Here is a 14,920-nt window from a genome sequence, read left to right on the forward strand (position 1 = left end):
CCGCGCGACCGTCGCGCCGGTCCCCTGCCGGAGCGATGGGGGTGAGTCTACGCACGTGTGTCGTACGTCACGACCACTCGTGCAGGACGTCACGAGCGCGTCTTTCGCCCGACTCCGGCGAGCGGTCGGGTGAAAGTCAGGATGTGGCCCCAACCGAACTCTCGCGGCGGGCGTTGAGAGGGGCGACGGTGTTCACGACAGGCAGGAGGCATGCGCGATGGCGCGTTGGGAAACGGTGCTGGACGAGATCGTCCGCACCCGGCGGAGGGCGCTCGTGGGGTACGCCTTCCTGCTCACGGGGCACGCCGCAGAGGCGGAGGACCTCGTCCAGGAAGCTCTGTTCCGGACCTTTCGCCGCGGGCGGGCGGCGACGGACTTCCAGCTCGCCGAGAGCTACGTCCGCCGGACGATCCTCACGGCATACGTCGACGGGACCCGCCGTCGCAAGCGGTGGGACGGCGTGCGCCACCTCCTCGGCCCGCGCCCCGAGGTGGACGGGCCGGCCCTTCCCGAGGTGCGCCTCGACATCCTGGAGGCGCTGACCACGCTCTCGCCGCGGGAGCGCGCGTGCGTCGTCCTGCGGTACTTCAGCGACCTGCCCGTCCGCGACGTCGCCGCGCAGCTCGGGATCACCGAAGGGACCGCCAAGCGGTACCTCAGCGACGCGACCACCAAGCTCGCGGCCCGGCTCGGGCCGGTCCGAGCGACCGACGACGACGACCTGACCGTGAAGAACCTGCGAGGTGCGCGATGAACCGGCCCATCACCGACGAGCCCTTCGACCTCGAGCGGGCGCTGCGCTCCGCCGCGGACGCGGTGCAGCCCACGACCGACGACGCGGTCGCCGGTCAGCGCCTGCACAGCGCGGTACGGCGTGTCCGCCGCCGCCGCGCCGGGCTCGTCGGTACTGCCGCCGCTCTCGTGCTGGTCCTCGGCGGCGTCGGTGTCACGGCGGCGTGGGACCGCAGCCCGGAGCCCCTCATGCCCGCGCCCGCCCCGAGCCCCGACCCGACAGGGACGCCGACGCCGACGGACCCCGCTCCGACGCCCTCGATCGAGCTCCCCGCGCCCGTGACGACGGAGCAGCTCCGGTGCGGGAACCCGGCACCGGCCGCGACGGGTCCCGACCTGCTCGCCACCGTCTCCGTCGAGACCTCCCGTCCCACGGTCCGCTCGACCATGCTCGTGGACGTCGCTGCGACGCTTCGGGTCACGGACGGGGCGGACGTGACCGTGCTCGATCCCGCAGCGCGCGCCGGGTACGTCCTCGTCCAGGACGGGATCGTCGTCTCCAGCACCTCGGCGCTGCCCCGCGTCCCGGACGACCGCGTGCCGACGAGCCTGACGAGCGGGTCGGAGGTGCCGCTCACCATCGCCGTCGACTCGCTCGCGGCCTGCCCCCCGCTGGGCACGGTCGAGTCCCCCTCGCTCCTGCCGGGCGAGTACGAGCTCGCCGTCATCGTGCCCTGGACGGTGTCCTCCGCGACGACGGAGCCGGGCGCCGAGACGCCGGGCGCGGCGGGCGTCGACCCGCTGTTCGACGGCTGGCTGGTCTCCGCGACCGTGCCGTTCGTCGTCGAACCCGCGGGCGAGGAGGAGACGGAGCCCGAGGGTCCCGACGGCCTCGAGCACGCGGCCGACGGGCCGACCAGGGCGTTCCCGGCCGGCCCCACCTCCGCCGACCTGGAGTGCGGTATGCCCGCGCCCGCGCCGTCCACCTCGCTCCTGGCGTACCTCGCGCTGCCCGGCAACATCGAGGTCGGGACGACCAGTCCCCGGAGCACGGGTTCGATGCTCTACGGGGACTCTCTCGCCCGGGCCGAAGCCACCTTCCCGGCCGCGGCGAACGCCTACGTCGTGCTGCGCGACGGGACGATCGTCAGCTCCACGAGGTCGAGCTCGCGCATGGCGGCCGACCTCCGGACGATGGTCGACGGGACCGAGACGCCGGTGCCGTTCGAGTACTCCGCCGAGATCCACTGTGGCGACGGCGCCGCCACGGGTCAGATGCTGACTCCCGGCACGTACACCTATCAGGGGCTCCTGCCCTGGACCATCACGTCGTACAGCCTGCTCCAGAAGGACGGCTCGTGGGGCGCCACGCAGACGGCCGGAGGTGCACCGCTCTTCCAGGGCTGGCTGGTGTCGGAGCAGGCGACGTTCGTCGTCCGGTGAGAACCGGCGGCCCGACTCGTCCCCATGGTCGGCGACGGGCGTCCGGCGACGGAGCGGGGTCGCCCGCTCCGTCGCCGTTCGGGCGCGACGGCGCGGCCGTCCGGCCTCACGGACGGCGCGCGTCGGCGTCCACTGCGAGGCGCGCGACGGCGTCGGGCCGGGTGAGCGGGTAGAGGTGGCCTTCCCCCGCGAGCCCGACCCGCGGGACCCCGAGCCGGTCCGACAGCTCGCGCTGCGCGCGCAGGAACCGGGCGCTCGCCCGCAGCCCGGTGACGAGCAGCAGCTCGGCGCCCGCGGGCAGACGGCGGCCGTCGTCGAGCAGGTCGCGCACGCGCGGCGCCTGCTCCCAGCTCGCGAACCACTGGTGGGCGAGCAGAGTCCACGCCTCGCGCGAGCCGTAGCGGGCGTGCGCGACGTCGTGCGGGAGGCGGTCCGGGGCGCGTGTGACGACCCGGACGCCCACGCGGCGCAGGGTCGCGCCCGTCACGGCGAGCCCGGTCGCGAGCACGCCCGCCGCCGCGGTGCCGGCCCGGGCCGTGACCCGTCCCGTGTGCAGGGCCGGGAGATGGGCCTCCCACGGGCTCGTCGGGTCGAGGAGCACGAGCCGGCGGACCTCGTCCGGGTGCCGCAGCGCCCACTCGATCGCGGTGAGTCCGCCGACGGAGTGCCCCACGAGGTCCACGGGCCGCGACCCGTCGACGCCCAGGCCCTCCCGCACCACGTCGACCGGTCCCGTCACGGGCACGCGCCACGCGTCGAGGACGCGGACGTCGTCGGTGCCGGACGCGGTGCCGAGGGCGCGCGCGAGCGGGGCGAAGTCCTCGGGCGTGAGCGCCAGGCCCGGCAGGACGACCCAGGTCATGCGGACTCCCTCTCTCGCGGTGCGCGACCACCCTACGGAGCGCTCCTGGGCGTGCGTAGGGTGGAGCCTGTGTCGACGCCCAGCACCCCCGTGACCGACCCGACCCTCCACGACCGCGCCCTCGCCCACGCGCACGATCTCGCGACGTTCGTCGAGGCGTCCCCGTCGTCGTACCACGCGGCGCACGAGGTCGCGCGCCGGCTCGAGGCCGTCGGCTTCGAGCGCCTGGACGAGACCGCGGCCTGGCCGTCGGTGACCGAGGGCGACGGGCCCGCGGGCGGGCGGTACGTCGTCGTGCGCGACGGCGCGGTGATCGCCTGGGCCGTGCCCGCGGGCGCGACGGCGACCACGCCGTTCGCGATCCTCGGCGCCCACACCGACTCGCCCGGCTTCAAGCTCAAGCCGCGCCCGAGCGTCGGCCGCGAGGGCTGGTGGCAGGCGGGCGTGGAGATCTACGGCGGCCCGCTGCTCAACTCGTGGCTCGACCGCGAGCTCGAGCTCGCCGGTCGCCTCGTCACGGCCGACGGCGAGGAGCACCTCGTGCGCACGGGCCCCCTGCTGCGCATCCCGCAGCTCGCGATCCACCTCGACCGCGCCGCGAACGACGGGCTCACGCTCGACAAGCAGCAGCACACGCAGCCCGTGTGGGGCCTCGCGTCGGCGTCGGGTCCGGCCGGGTCCGACGTCGCGGGCGCGCCGCACGGGACGAGCGGCGGGGACGTGCTCGCCGAGCTCGCGCACCACGCGGGCGTGCGGGCGAGCGAGGTCGCCGGGTACGACGTCGTGGTCGCCGACACCCAGTCGCCCCGCGTGTTCGGCGCGCACGACGCGTTCCTCGCGTCCGGGCGGCTCGACAACCTGCTGTCGGTGCACGCCGGTCTCGTCGCGCTGCTCGAGGTCGCGGGCACGCCCGACCGGCCCGTCGAGGGCGCTGCGATCCCCGTACTCGCCGCGTTCGACCACGAGGAGATCGGGTCGGAGTCGCGCTCCGGCGCGTCCGGCCCGTTCCTCGCGGACGTGCTCGCCCGGGTCGCGGCCGGCCTCGGCGCGACGGACGAGGAGCGGCACCGCCAGCTCGCGGGGTCGCTGTGCGTGTCCAGCGACGTCGGCCACTCGGTGCACCCCAACTACCCGGAGCGGCACGACCCCGCGAACCGTCCCCTCGCCGGTGGCGGGCCGATCCTCAAGATCAACGCGAACCAGCGCTACACGACCGACGCGCACGGCGCCGCGGCGTGGGCGCGCGCCTGCGCCCGGGCCGGGGTGCCGAGCCAGGAGTTCGTCTCGAAGAACACCGTGCCCTGCGGTTCGACCATCGGGCCGCTCACCGCGACCCGCCTCGGCATCCGCACGGTCGACGTCGGGGTCCCCATCCTCTCGATGCACTCCGCGCGCGAGCTCACCGCCGTCGTGGACCCGTGGTACCTCTCGCGTGCGGTGCTCAAGATCTTCCAAGGCTGAGGTCCGGGCCCACCCCACCGGCCGAGCAGGCGGTTCTGGTTCGTCCTGGGCGCGGGACGGACCAAGACCGCCTGGTCGGGCAGCCGCGATCGCCTGGTCGGGACCAGTCAGGGGCGCTCCGCGCGGGCGCGGACGCCCCGCAGCATCTTCTGCGTCATGAGGAAGCTCACCGGCTGCACCGCCTCGACGACCGCGCGGCCCGCGGCGCCCAGCGGCAGATACCGCTCGCGGACGAGCAGGCGCGACCGCGGGGTGCCGTCCGACCCCGGCGGCAGCGGTCGCACGACGAACGCCCACGAGAACCGGAACGGCATGGTGTCCGGCTGCCCTGGCCCCGGCGCACCGAGCAGCACGAGGTGAGAGCCCGGCTCGAGCGCCGCGACCCGGAGGACGGCCTCGTCGGCCAGGTGGACGTCGTCGCCCACGGCGAGGCCCTGCCAGCGCTCCTCGATCGACTCCGCGCTGCGGATGCCCAGGCCGACCAGGTTCTCGAGCGCGTCGTAGGAGTAGAAGCCGCCGCGCCCCTGACCGAGCTGGACGAGCCACGGCCAGACGTCGGCCGGCGGCGCGCCGACCGTCACGGCCCGCGTCGCGACGACGGCGCGCGCGTCGGGGACGAGGTCGTCGCCGGGGAGCACGCACTCGTGCTCGCCCTCCCAGGTGCCCCACGTCTGGGTCATGCGCCGGGTGAGCAGGAGCGCCCCGGCGGCGAGCGCCGTCGTCGTCAGGACCCGGATCCCACGCCACGCTGCCATGCGTCGATCGTCGGCCGTACGCCCCTCCCCGCGCGAGGGCCGGAGGTCCCGAGCACGGCCCTCGGCCGAACCGTGGGCCCGAGGTGGGACACTCGGAGACGTGCTGCACGCCCCCACCACCTCCCCGCGACCGACGAGCGCGACGCTGCTCGACGTGCTGCGCGCGGGCGGACGGCGCGACGAGCGGCTGCGGCACGTGCGCGAGCTGCCCGCGCGCCCCGGCACCCAGGGCGAGTGGCCCGCGTGGGCCGACGCGTCGCTCGTCGCCGGGTACCGCGCGCTCGGCGTGGAGCGCCCCTGGGAGCACCAGGTCGAGGCGGCCGACGCCGCGTGGTCGGGCCGGCACGTCGCGCTCGCGACCTCCACGGGCTCGGGCAAGTCGCTCGCGTTCTGGCTCCCGGCGCTCACGGCCGTGCGCGCCGACGCCGCGACGCGCGTGCTCGACCCCGGCCGCATCGAGTCGGTCGCACGGCGCGGCGCCGTGCTCTACCTCTCGCCCACGAAGGCGCTCGCGGCCGACCAGCTCTCCGGGCTCCAGCGCCTCCTCGACGCCGCCGGGACGCGCGACGTGCGGGTCGCGACGTGCGACGGCGACACCGGGCAGGACGAGCGCCGGTGGGTGCGCGAGCACGCCGACGTCGTGCTCACCAACCCGGACTTCCTGCACTTCGCGCTCCTGCCGCACCACCGCGGCTGGACGCGGCTGCTGCGGGACCTGCGGTACGTCGTCGTGGACGAGGGGCACGCCTACCGGGGGGTGTTCGGCGCGCACGTCTCCCTCGTCCTGCGGCGCCTGCGCCGGCTCGCGGCGCACTACGCGCGCGAGGGCGACCCGCCTCCGACGTTCGTCGTCGCGTCGGCGACGACCGCCGACCCGGCGACGAGCGCGGCACGGCTCGTCGGCGTCGAGCCCGACGACGTCGTGACCGTCGCGCGCGACACCTCCCCCGCGGGGCGCAAGACGTTCGCCCTGTGGGAGCCGCCCGTCGTGGTGGGCTTCGAGGCGTCCGCGGACGACGGCCCCGCGGAGGGTCACGACGACGACCCGGCGGTCGCGACGCCCGCCGAGGGGCCGGAGCACCCGCGCCGCAGCGCCACCGCCGAGACGGCCGACCTGCTCGCCGACCTCGTCATCGCGGGCGCCCGCACGCTCGCGTTCACGCGCTCGCGCCGCGGCGCGGAGTCCGTCGCGGTCCAGACGCAGGACAGCGTGCGCGTCGTCGACCCCCGGCTCGTGCGCCGCGTCGCCGCCTACCGCGGCGGCTACCTGCCCGAGGAGCGGCGCGAGCTCGAGGACGCGGTGCGCACCGGCGACGTGCTCGGCCTCGCGACGACCAACGCGCTTGAGCTGGGCGTCGACATCTCGGGGCTCGACGCCGTCCTCATCGCCGGCTGGCCCGGCACCCGCATGTCGGTCTGGCAGCAGGCGGGCCGCGCCGGGAGGGCGGGCGCCGACGGCCTCGTCGCGTTCGTGGCACGCGAGGACCCACTCGACACGTTCCTCGTGCACCACCCCGAGGCGGTGTTCGACGCACCGCTCGAGGCGACCGTGTTCGACCCCGCGAACCCCTACGTCCTCGCGCCGCACCTGTGCGCGGCGGCGGCGGAGGTGCCGCTGCGGTCCGAGGACCTCGCCGCGTTCGGCACGCCCGACGTCGTGCGCGGCCTCCTCGACGTGCTCGTCGCGCGCGGCGCCCTGCGCCGCCGGGCGTCCGGCTGGTACTGGACGCATGCACAGCCCGCGTCGGGCATGACCGACCTGCGCGGCTCCGGCGGCGCGCCCGTCCGGGTCGCCGAGGCGCGCACCGGGCGGCTGCTCGGGACCGTCGACGCCGCCTCCGCGGACGGCTCCGTGCACGACGGCGCGGTGTACGTCCACCAGGGCCGCACCTACGTCGTCGAGCACCTCGACCTCGCGGACCACGTCGCGCTCGTGCGTCGGCAGGACGTCGACCACGGCACGTGGTCCCGGTCGACCACGTCCATCACGATCGTCGACGAGCCCACGGACGGGGACGTCGCGACGGGCCGCGAGGTCGTCGAGCGCAGCTGGGGTCCGGTCGGCTGGGGCTACGGCCCGGTCGACGTGTGCTCCCAGGTGGTGAGCTTCCAGCGCCGCCGCCTCCTCGACATGCAGGTCCTCGGCACGGAGACCCTCGATCTTCCCGAGCGCACGCTGCCGACGATGGCCGTCTGGTGGACGGTCCCCACCTCCGTGATCGAGGAGGCGGGCGTCGACGCCGACGAGCTGCCCGGTGCGCTGCACGCCGCCGAGCACGCGTCGATCGGCCTGCTCCCCCTCCTCGCGACGTGCGACCGCTGGGACCTCGGCGGCGTGTCCACCGCGCTGCACGCCGACACCGGCGAGGCCACCGTGTTCGTCCACGACGCCTACCCCGGCGGGGCCGGCTTCGCCGAGCGCGGGTTCGAGCTCGGCGCGACCTGGCTCCGCGCGACGCGCGACGCCATCGCCCGCTGCCCGTGCCACGACGGCTGCCCGGCGTGCGTGCAGTCGCCCAAGTGCGGGTCGTACAACGCCCCGCTCGAGAAGGCCGCCGCCGTCCGGCTGCTCGACGCCGTGCTGGCGTATGCCCCGGCCGCCGCGACCGAGGCCGACACCGACGCCGATGCCGCGGGGCGGACCGCAGGTCTCCCGCGATAGGGCACGGCACCTCCGCAAGGTCGAGGCCTGGTGCCGTCCGGTCGCTCCCGCCGCGCGAAGGGCCGATCTCCCCAGGTCACGCTCCGCTCGCACGACCCGGCGGACCGCTGACCGTGCCGGTCGCGGACCCTCGTCGCGCCCTCGCCGGCCCGTGTCAGGAGCGCCGGCCTCTCGCGTGTGCCGAGCCGGAGCAGACGGTGGCGACCGTTCATCGCGCGCTCGCCGGGCCGGCCCGTGCGGCGGCGGTCGCGCGGCCGAGCGTGGCGCCGAGGAACGTCACGCCGGCTCTCGACTCGACGTCCACCCGGACGACCCCGGCGCCCTGCTCCGTGCACGCGACGACCACGGCCCGGTTGCGCGCCGCGGCCTCGCGCGCCCGGCCGCAGGGTTCCCACCCGTCGCGGACTGCCGTCGCCGCCGCGAGCGCCGCGAGGTCGGCTCCGGTCTGAGCGGTGCCACGCGCCGCCTGCGCCTGCGCGAGCCCGGCGAGCGCGAGCGCCAGCACGAGGGCCGCCGCGACGACCCCGAGCACGAGCACCGTGCCTGCTCCGTGCTCGACGTCGAGATGGTCAGCCGCCGCCGGCCTCGCACCCGGTCGTCCGTCGGTCCCGGTCCCGGTCTCGGTCTCGGTCTCGGTCTCGGTCTCGGTGCACCGTCCCTCCGGAGGCCGCGCCGCGATCACGGCTCGGCCCATGCGACGGCCGCGCCGCTCGCGCGCAACGGCGACCCGGCGAGCCACCCGCCCACGACGGGCGTCGTGACGTGCACCTCGACCCACGGGTCGCCGCGCTGCACGCCGACCGTCGCGCCGGCTCCGGCGACCCGGAGCGCGGTCGCGCGCACGGTCGCGTCGTCCTCACCGATGGCCACCGCGCGGGCGGCGGCCCTCGCCGCGTCGGCGGAGCGCATCTGGGCGCCCGCCGCCGCGGCGAGGGTGAGGACCACGACGAGAACCAGGACGACCGCCGGCAGGGCGACCGCGAGCTCGGCCGTGACCGCACCGCGCTCGCCGCCCTCACGGACCCGACCCCTCGGCCGGCGGCTCTCCGCCCCGGCGTCCCGTCGCACGGGCTCAGCCCAGCGAGAGCGCGCTGCGCACGATGCCGAGCAGCATCTCGCGCACCTCGCCGCTCTTCAGCACGACGATGAGCAGCCCGGCGAAACCCGCCGCCGCGACCGTCGCGATGGCGTACTCCGCCGTCGCGAGTCCCGCCTCGCCGTCCTGCCCCGTGCTCGTCCCCGTCAGGCGCGCGAGCGCGCGCCGCGGCTGTCGTGTCATCTCCGGCTCCCCTCGTGTGGCCCGCGTCGTGCGGGCGGTCGGGGAGACCCTGCCGGGACCTGCAGACCTGACGCACCCCACCGCGGGGCGTCAGTGGACGGGGCTCTCAAGACGACGACCTGTGCACGGCAGCGCGCCCTCCGCCCGCGTCGACGGGCCGAGCCACCAGCACTCCGTCGCACGATCAGCACCCAGTCGAAAGGTCGAGCCACCGGCAACCCGTCGCACGATCAGCACCCGTCGTCAGGTCGCGCGAGCAGCACCCCCCGGCGACGGGTCGATAGACCAGCCCCAGCCAACCGGGGCGCGGTCAGCCCCAGGTGAGCGGGTCGAGCTCGAGGTGGAAGCGGAGCCTGCCCGGGTCGACCGGGGACCCGTAGCGCGGCGCGAGCGACTCCTCCAGGGCACGCGCGTGCTCCGGCCAGGTGTCCTGGGCGTTCGCCAGGAGGAGGGAGAGGTCCGCGTGCCGGTCGGCGACCCCGAGCCGCCCGACGTCGACGAACCCGCGGAGCTCCAGCGTCTCGGGGTCGAGCAGGACGTTGGGCAGGCACAGGTCGCCGTGGCAGACCACGAGGTCCGTCGCCTGCTGCTCCTGCCGCCACGGCAGCTCGGCGATGAGCTCCGCGAGGAGGTCCGCGGGGTCCCGGGTCTCCTGCTCCGGCCGCAGGAACTCCGGGTGCACGCGGCCGCCGTCGACCACGTCGCGGGCGAGGGCGACCATGGCGTCGAGGCTCCGGTCGAACGGGCAGTCGACCACGGGGAGGTCGTGGAGGGTCCGCGCCGCCGCGAGGACGCTCGTCCAGGCGCGGTCGACCTCGTCGGGGCGGACCGTGTCGGCGGGCACGCCCGGCACCGTGCGCGTCACGAGGACGGCCTGCTCCCCGGTGTCCTCCCACGCCAGCACCTCGGGGACGGCGATCCCGTGGGCAGCCGCCCAGAGCGCTCGGTCCCGCTCGTCCGCCAGGTCGGCCGCCTGGTCCGGGCCCACGACCTTGGCGTGCCGTGCGCCGTCCGCGCTGACGAGCACGCGGGCCGAGGACTCGCCGCTCCCGACGTCCCGCCAGGCGTCGTCCCGGAGCGCAGCAGGCACATCGGAGACAGGGGACGGGTCCATGCGGCCACCGTAGCGACCCGACTCGACACCGGCCCCGGCCCCGGCCCCGGCCCGAAGACAACACCGACGCCCGCCTCTGCCTCCGGACCTCCGACGCCTATCCGGAGAGCAGACCCGCCCCGAGGGAGACGAGGACGGGCAGCAGCCCGACGAGCACGAACGCGGGCAGGAAGCAGGCACCGAGCGGGAGCACGAGGTGCACGGCGAGCCGCGCCGCGGCAGCCTTGGCCGCTCCGGTCCGGTCCTGGCGCGACGCCCCGGCCGCCGCCCGCAGCGACGACGCCGGAGCAGCGCCGTGCAGCCACGCGGGCCGCAACGCGCGCTGCACGACCCCGAGCCGCGGCGGTGCACCCGCCCAGGCGCCATCCCACGACGCCCCGAGGAGGAGCGCCGCGCCGGCGGCGCGCAACCCCGCACCGTCGCGGCCCCCGACGCACGACCCGACGACGTCGAGCGCTCGCGGGATCGCCGCACCCGACCCGACGGCGGCCGCGAGCAGCTCGAGGAGCACCCCGGTCTCGATGCAGGGTTCGCGGTCGTCGCCCCGGCGCCGTCGGCCGCCCGGGCCGTCGGCGGGATCGTCGGGCTCGGGCGCTGCCCGCCCGACGGCGACGGCGCGCCGTCCGGCCTCCGTGCGCGCGGACCACCACGGCGCCACGCCCGCCAGGACGCAGAGCGCCACGAGGACGAGGGTCATCGGCTACCTCCTCCCCGGGCGGGCCGCGCCACACCCCGGGCGGTCACCGGTCGTCCCCCGCGGTGCGCGCCCGCTCGACGAGCCGAGCTGACCACGTGCGGCCCGCGACGAGCAGCAGGACCCCGAGGAGCACGCCTGCCGTCCCGAGGCCGCCGTCGGTCGCCGTGCCGAGCGGGTCGGCGCCCAGCACGTAGCCGAGCAGGACCCCGACGACAGGGAGCCAGAGCAGCACGCGGGCGGTCGCGCGCGGTCCGGCGAGCGCCGCCTCCCGCTCGGCCCGCGCCTCGGCGTCCGCGGCCACGGACGCGGCGACCTCGTCGAGCACGGTCGCGAGCGGCGCACCGAGCTCCGCGGCCAGCCGGCACGCCACGACGAGGGCACGCGCCGTCGCCGGGCCGCCGACGTGCGGCGCGAGGTCCGCGACCCGCGGGACACCCCCGCCGTCGACCCGGACGCCGACCGCACGACCCCACGCGACGCCCGGCGCGGCTCCGGACCGCAGGAGCGCCCCGACCTGCGTCACGACGACGCGCACGAGCTCGGGTACCGCCTGGGGTCGGGAGGGGCGGCGCAGGACCGGCCACCGCACGGACCGCGACGCCGACCGTCCGACGACCTGGCGCGCCGACCGGCCGCCCCGGGCCGTGGCGCACCAGACCGCGGCACCGACGAGGAGACCCACGACGACCGTCATGCGCGTACTCCCCTACCGCGCACCGTCCGCGCCGCACCGATGCCGAGGCCCCCGGCACGCCATCGCGTCATGCGGACCACCGCCCCACGAGCTCGTCCCACGCCGGTCCCGCGACCGGCCCCGCCGCGCCCGGCGACCCGCCGCCCGGCGACCCGCCTCCCGGCGACCCGCCTGCCGTCGACCCAAGGCCCGGCGACCCGCCGCGCGGCGACCCAGCGCCCGGCGGCACGACGGTCCCGTCCCACGACCCCGCGACGTCCACGCGCAGGGCGCCGCGCTCGTCCTGCCGCACGACGCCGAGCTGCGCGAGGACGCGCCGGGTCGTGCCCGCCGTGCGGACGCGGCGCAGGTGCAGCACGACGTCGAGCCCGCCCGCGGCCTGCGCGGCGACGGCGGCCCGGTCCATCCCGGCGAGCGCCGCGAGCGCCTCCAGCCGGGCGGGGACCACCCCGACGTCGTTGGCGTGGATCGTCGCGAGGCCGCCGTCGTGGCCCGTGTTGAGCGCCATGAGCACCTCGCGGACCTCCGGCCCGCGGCACTCGCCGAGCACGATGCGGTCGGGCCGCATGCGCAGCGCGGCGCGCACGAGGTCGGCGAGGTCCACGCCGCCCGCGCCCTCGACGTTGGGACGCCTCGCGGTGAGCGGGACGACGTGGGGGTGGTCCGGGTCGAGCTCGCGCGCCTCCTCGACGCAGACGACCCGCTCGTCGGGCGGGACGAGCGCGAGGAGGGCGGCGAGGAGCGTCGTCTTGCCGGTGCCGGTGCCGCCGGAGACGAGGACGTTCGCGCGCCGCGCGACGAGGCCGCGCAGCACCGGCTCCCACGCGTGCGGGACGGTGCCGCCCGCCACGAGGTCGTCGAGCCGGAACGTCCGGGTCCGCAGGACGCGCAGCGAGACGACGGCCCCCGTCGCGCACACGGGCGCGACGACGGCGTGCAACCGGGTCCCGTCCGGAAGGCGGGCGTCGACGACGGGCGACGCGTCGTCGAGCCGCTGCCCGCCCGCCGCGGCGAGGCGCACCGCGAGCGCCCGCACGGCCTCGGGGCCGCCGAGCGCGACCTCGACCCGTTCGAGCCCGGCGCCGCGGTCGACCCACACGTCGTCGGGCCCGTTGACGAGCACGTCCGTCACGCCGGGCTCGTCGAGGTACCGCTGGAGCGGCCCGGCCCCGAAGATCTCCGCGTGGGCGGTCCGGGTCAGCTCGCGCAGCGCGGTCGTGCCGAGCACCCGGCCCGACGCCCGCAGCGCGTCCGCGACGGCCGCGTCGCCGAGCGCCTCGGTGGCGCCGCCCGGCTCGTCGCCCGACCGCACGAGGCGGTCCCGGACCCCGTCGAGCAGGGCGACCCGGCCGCGCTCGGCACGCGGCGGCACCTCCCCACGGCGCTGCGCCGCGTCCGTGGCACCCCCGTCACGACCACGCCCGCCGCGCGGTGCACGCGCCTCCCGCGCGCTCACCGGGCGGGCCCGAGGTAGCGCGCGGCGAGCTCGCGACCGGCCCGGACGACCGGCCCGCGCCCGACGCACGGTCCGTGCCCCCGCTCGACCGCGCCGGCGAGCGCACGGTCCCACCCGGCGGTGGCGGCGACGTCGAGCCCGACGGCGGCGGCCACCTCGGGCGGCGAGAGCCGACCGGGTGCGGGGCCGCGCGCGACGAGGGCGGCCCGGCCCGGCAGACGGTCGCGCACCGCAGCGGCGCCCGCGACCCCGGCGACGTCGAGCGGGGTCACGAGGAGCACCTCGTCGCACGCCTCGAGCAGCGACGCCCCGGCCGCACCCACCCCGAGGGCCGCGCGGTCGGCGTCGAGCACGAGCACCCCGGACCTCGCCGCCGTGGCCTCGGCGAGCGCGGCGACGACGTCGGCGAGCGCCGCCTGCTCCGGGCCTCCGCCGCGCTCGGTGCTGACGACCGGCACGGTGCCCCAGCGGGGCAGGCGCGCAAGGAGGTCGTCGCCGTCGAGCCGGCCCCGCGCGTCGGCGAGGTCCGGCCAGCGCACGCCCGGGTCCTGCTCGACACCGAGCAGGACGTCGAGGCCCCCGCCCACGAGGGAGAGGTCGACCAGGCACGTCGGCGCGCGCCGCCGCGCGACCGCCCGGGCCAACGACGCGGCGACGACGCTCGCCCCCGCCCCGCCGCGCGCACCGACCACCGCCACGACCGCTCCGTCCATCGCGCTCCCCCGCCCTCCGTCGACCGGGGACCACCGTGCCCTCTGGGCGAGGGCCGCCGTCGGCCCCCGACCCGCCCTGGGGACGGGCCGGTCGGCGAGCGCTCCTGGGGACGGCCACGTTCCGCCGCTAGGCTCGCGACCGTGACCCCGCTCCCGGACCCGACGGACCCGCCGCGCGCCGGCCGGGTCGCCGCGTTCTTCGACCTGGACAAGACGATCATCGCGACGTCGTCGGCCGCGGCGTTCTCGCGGCCGTTCTTCGCGGGTGGGCTCATCAACCGCGGGGACGTGCTGCGCAGCGCGTACGCGCACTTCCTGTTCATGGTGGGCGGGGCCGACGCGGACCAGACGGAGCGCATGCGCGCGCACCTGTCGAACCTCGTGACCGGCTGGGACGTCGCGACCGTCTCTCGCATCGTCGAGGAGACGCTCCACGAGCACATCGACCCGGTCGTGTACGCGGAGGCGGTCGAGCTCATCGAGTCGCACCACGAGCACGGGCACGACGTCGTCATCGTCTCCGCCTCGGGGAGCGAGGTGGTGGAGCCCATCGCCGCGGTGCTCGGGGCCGACCACGCCATCTCGTCCCGGATGGCCGTCGAGGGCGGGCGCTACACCGGCGCGATCGACTTCTACGCGTACGGCGAGAACAAGGCCGTCGCCCTGCGCGAGCTCGCGGAGCGCGAGGGCTACGACCTGGCGGCGAGCTACGCGTACTCGGACTCCGTGACCGACGCGCCGATGCTGGGCGCCGTCGGCCACGCGTTCGTCGTCAACCCCGACCGGACGCTGCGTCGTCTCGCCGCCGAGCACGGGTGGGGCGCGCTGACGTTCTCGCGGCCCGTCGCCCTGCGCTCCCAGCTCGCCGCGCCGACGCCGGTGCTCGCCGCCGCGGGCCTCGTCGGGCTCGGCGTCGTCGGGTGGCTCGTCTGGCGCGCGTGGCGCCGCCGCTCGCGCGGCTGACCCTCTTCAGCGTCGCTGCCCGCGCGGCTGACCCGCCCGTCCGGCCCCCGCGGACGACCGCCGAAGGGCCCGATCCGGACCTCCCGGAC

General features: G+C 77.1%; 15 protein-coding genes. 5 read left to right on the forward strand and 10 right to left on the reverse strand.

The window, feature by feature from the left end; translation table 11 throughout:
* Positions 1 to 217 precede the first annotated feature (217 nt).
* Together BXA05_RS01240 and BXA05_RS01245 are read left to right on the forward strand one after the other, a co-directional pair.
* A complete protein-coding gene (locus BXA05_RS01240; protein ID WP_061266586.1) occupies positions 218 to 754 on the forward strand; it encodes a sigma-70 family RNA polymerase sigma factor in 537 nt (178 codons plus the stop codon).
* The gene (locus BXA05_RS01245; RefSeq protein WP_076403442.1) at positions 751 to 2,175 is read left to right on the forward strand and encodes a hypothetical protein; all 1,425 of its coding nucleotides are present in this window, start codon (positions 751 to 753) and stop codon (positions 2,173 to 2,175) included. Before BXA05_RS01240 ends, BXA05_RS01245 begins: the two co-directional genes overlap by 4 nt.
* A 106-nt stretch (positions 2,176 to 2,281) precedes the next feature.
* Here the strand turns inward: BXA05_RS01245 and BXA05_RS20200 are convergent, their stop codons facing one another.
* Positions 2,282 to 3,037: an alpha/beta fold hydrolase gene (locus BXA05_RS20200; protein WP_076403444.1), complete on the reverse strand. Its 756-nt coding sequence runs from the start codon at positions 3,035 to 3,037 to the stop codon at positions 2,282 to 2,284.
* Between the two features lie 69 nt (positions 3,038 to 3,106).
* Between BXA05_RS20200 and BXA05_RS01255 the strand changes: the two genes are divergently transcribed.
* Positions 3,107 to 4,498 (forward strand): M18 family aminopeptidase, encoded by a 1,392-nt coding sequence (locus BXA05_RS01255; RefSeq protein ID WP_425291907.1) that lies wholly within the window; start codon positions 3,107 to 3,109, stop codon positions 4,496 to 4,498.
* Positions 4,499 to 4,605: 107 nt separating this feature from the next.
* On the opposite strand, the gene BXA05_RS01260 is transcribed toward BXA05_RS01255, so the two are convergent.
* Positions 4,606 to 5,253 carry a hypothetical protein gene (locus tag BXA05_RS01260; protein WP_076403448.1) on the reverse strand — a complete coding sequence of 216 codons (648 nt, stop codon included), beginning with the start codon at positions 5,251 to 5,253 and terminating at the stop codon, positions 4,606 to 4,608.
* A 100-nt stretch (positions 5,254 to 5,353) separates the two neighbouring features.
* Here BXA05_RS01260 and BXA05_RS01265 point away from each other — a divergent pair, with 100 nt between their 5' ends.
* Positions 5,354 to 7,915: a DNA 3'-5' helicase SftH gene (locus tag BXA05_RS01265; protein ID WP_244550357.1), complete on the forward strand. Its 2,562-nt coding sequence runs from the start codon at positions 5,354 to 5,356 to the stop codon at positions 7,913 to 7,915.
* Between the two features lie 208 nt (positions 7,916 to 8,123).
* Here the strand turns inward: BXA05_RS01265 and BXA05_RS01270 are convergent, their stop codons facing one another.
* The 8 genes from BXA05_RS01270 to BXA05_RS01305 all read right to left on the reverse strand — a co-directional run bounded on the left by BXA05_RS01270 (position 8,124) and on the right by BXA05_RS01305 (position 13,868).
* Positions 8,124 to 8,609 (reverse strand): Rv3654c family TadE-like protein, encoded by a 486-nt coding sequence (locus BXA05_RS01270; protein ID WP_083711220.1) that lies wholly within the window; start codon positions 8,607 to 8,609, stop codon positions 8,124 to 8,126.
* Positions 8,594 to 8,983, reverse strand: a complete 390-nt coding sequence (locus tag BXA05_RS01275) for a TadE family type IV pilus minor pilin (RefSeq protein WP_076403449.1) — start codon at positions 8,981 to 8,983, stop codon at positions 8,594 to 8,596. Before BXA05_RS01275 ends, BXA05_RS01270 begins: the two co-directional genes overlap by 16 nt.
* A 4-nt stretch (positions 8,984 to 8,987) precedes the next feature.
* Positions 8,988 to 9,194, reverse strand: coding sequence for a DUF4244 domain-containing protein (locus tag BXA05_RS01280; RefSeq protein ID WP_021483237.1), 207 nt, complete (start codon positions 9,192 to 9,194; stop codon positions 8,988 to 8,990).
* A gap of 310 nt (positions 9,195 to 9,504) precedes the next feature.
* Complete coding sequence (locus BXA05_RS01285) at positions 9,505 to 10,308, reverse strand: aminoglycoside 3'-phosphotransferase (protein ID WP_076403450.1); 804 nt, start codon at positions 10,306 to 10,308, stop codon at positions 9,505 to 9,507.
* A 97-nt stretch (positions 10,309 to 10,405) separates the two neighbouring features.
* Positions 10,406 to 11,005 carry a type II secretion system F family protein gene (locus tag BXA05_RS01290; RefSeq protein ID WP_009864158.1) on the reverse strand — a complete coding sequence of 200 codons (600 nt, stop codon included), beginning with the start codon at positions 11,003 to 11,005 and terminating at the stop codon, positions 10,406 to 10,408.
* 43 nt (positions 11,006 to 11,048) lie between these two features.
* Positions 11,049 to 11,699 (reverse strand): hypothetical protein, encoded by a 651-nt coding sequence (locus BXA05_RS01295; protein ID WP_076403451.1) that lies wholly within the window; start codon positions 11,697 to 11,699, stop codon positions 11,049 to 11,051.
* Positions 11,700 to 11,766: 67 nt separating this feature from the next.
* A complete protein-coding gene (locus tag BXA05_RS01300; protein WP_083711222.1) occupies positions 11,767 to 13,071 on the reverse strand; it encodes a TadA family conjugal transfer-associated ATPase in 1,305 nt (434 codons plus the stop codon).
* A gap of 80 nt (positions 13,072 to 13,151) precedes the next feature.
* On the reverse strand, positions 13,152 to 13,868 hold the full coding sequence (locus BXA05_RS01305) for a CpaE-like family protein (RefSeq protein ID WP_076403452.1): 717 nt from the start codon (positions 13,866 to 13,868) through the stop codon (positions 13,152 to 13,154).
* 141 nt (positions 13,869 to 14,009) lie between these two features.
* On the opposite strand from BXA05_RS01305, the gene BXA05_RS01310 reads away from it, so the two are divergent.
* Positions 14,010 to 14,831, forward strand: coding sequence for an HAD family hydrolase (locus BXA05_RS01310; RefSeq protein ID WP_076403453.1), 822 nt, complete (start codon positions 14,010 to 14,012; stop codon positions 14,829 to 14,831).
* Positions 14,832 to 14,920 lie beyond the last annotated feature (89 nt).

Source organism: Cellulosimicrobium funkei, from assembly GCF_900155925.1.
In the GTDB taxonomy this organism is placed as follows: domain Bacteria; phylum Actinomycetota; class Actinomycetes; order Actinomycetales; family Cellulomonadaceae; genus Cellulosimicrobium; species Cellulosimicrobium funkei.

Excerpts from the sequence above, each read along its gene's own strand:
- BXA05_RS01285 (WP_076403450.1), bottom strand. The coding sequence starts at position 10,308 with ATGGACCCGTCCCCTGTCTCCGATGTGCCTGCTGCGCTCCGGGACGAC.
- BXA05_RS01280 (WP_021483237.1), bottom strand. The coding sequence starts at position 9,194 with ATGACACGACAGCCGCGGCGCGCGCTCGCGCGCCTGACGGGGACGAGC.
- BXA05_RS01260 (WP_076403448.1), bottom strand. The coding sequence starts at position 5,253 with ATGGCAGCGTGGCGTGGGATCCGGGTCCTGACGACGACGGCGCTCGCC.
- BXA05_RS01305 (WP_076403452.1), bottom strand. The coding sequence starts at position 13,868 with ATGGACGGAGCGGTCGTGGCGGTGGTCGGTGCGCGCGGCGGGGCGGGG.
- BXA05_RS01270 (WP_083711220.1), bottom strand. The coding sequence starts at position 8,609 with ATGGGCCGAGCCGTGATCGCGGCGCGGCCTCCGGAGGGACGGTGCACC.
- BXA05_RS01290 (WP_009864158.1), bottom strand. The coding sequence starts at position 11,005 with ATGACCCTCGTCCTCGTGGCGCTCTGCGTCCTGGCGGGCGTGGCGCCG.
- BXA05_RS01240 (WP_061266586.1), top strand. The coding sequence starts at position 218 with ATGGCGCGTTGGGAAACGGTGCTGGACGAGATCGTCCGCACCCGGCGG.
- BXA05_RS01295 (WP_076403451.1), bottom strand. The coding sequence starts at position 11,699 with ATGACGGTCGTCGTGGGTCTCCTCGTCGGTGCCGCGGTCTGGTGCGCC.
- BXA05_RS01245 (WP_076403442.1), top strand. The coding sequence starts at position 751 with ATGAACCGGCCCATCACCGACGAGCCCTTCGACCTCGAGCGGGCGCTG.
- BXA05_RS20200 (WP_076403444.1), bottom strand. The coding sequence starts at position 3,037 with ATGACCTGGGTCGTCCTGCCGGGCCTGGCGCTCACGCCCGAGGACTTC.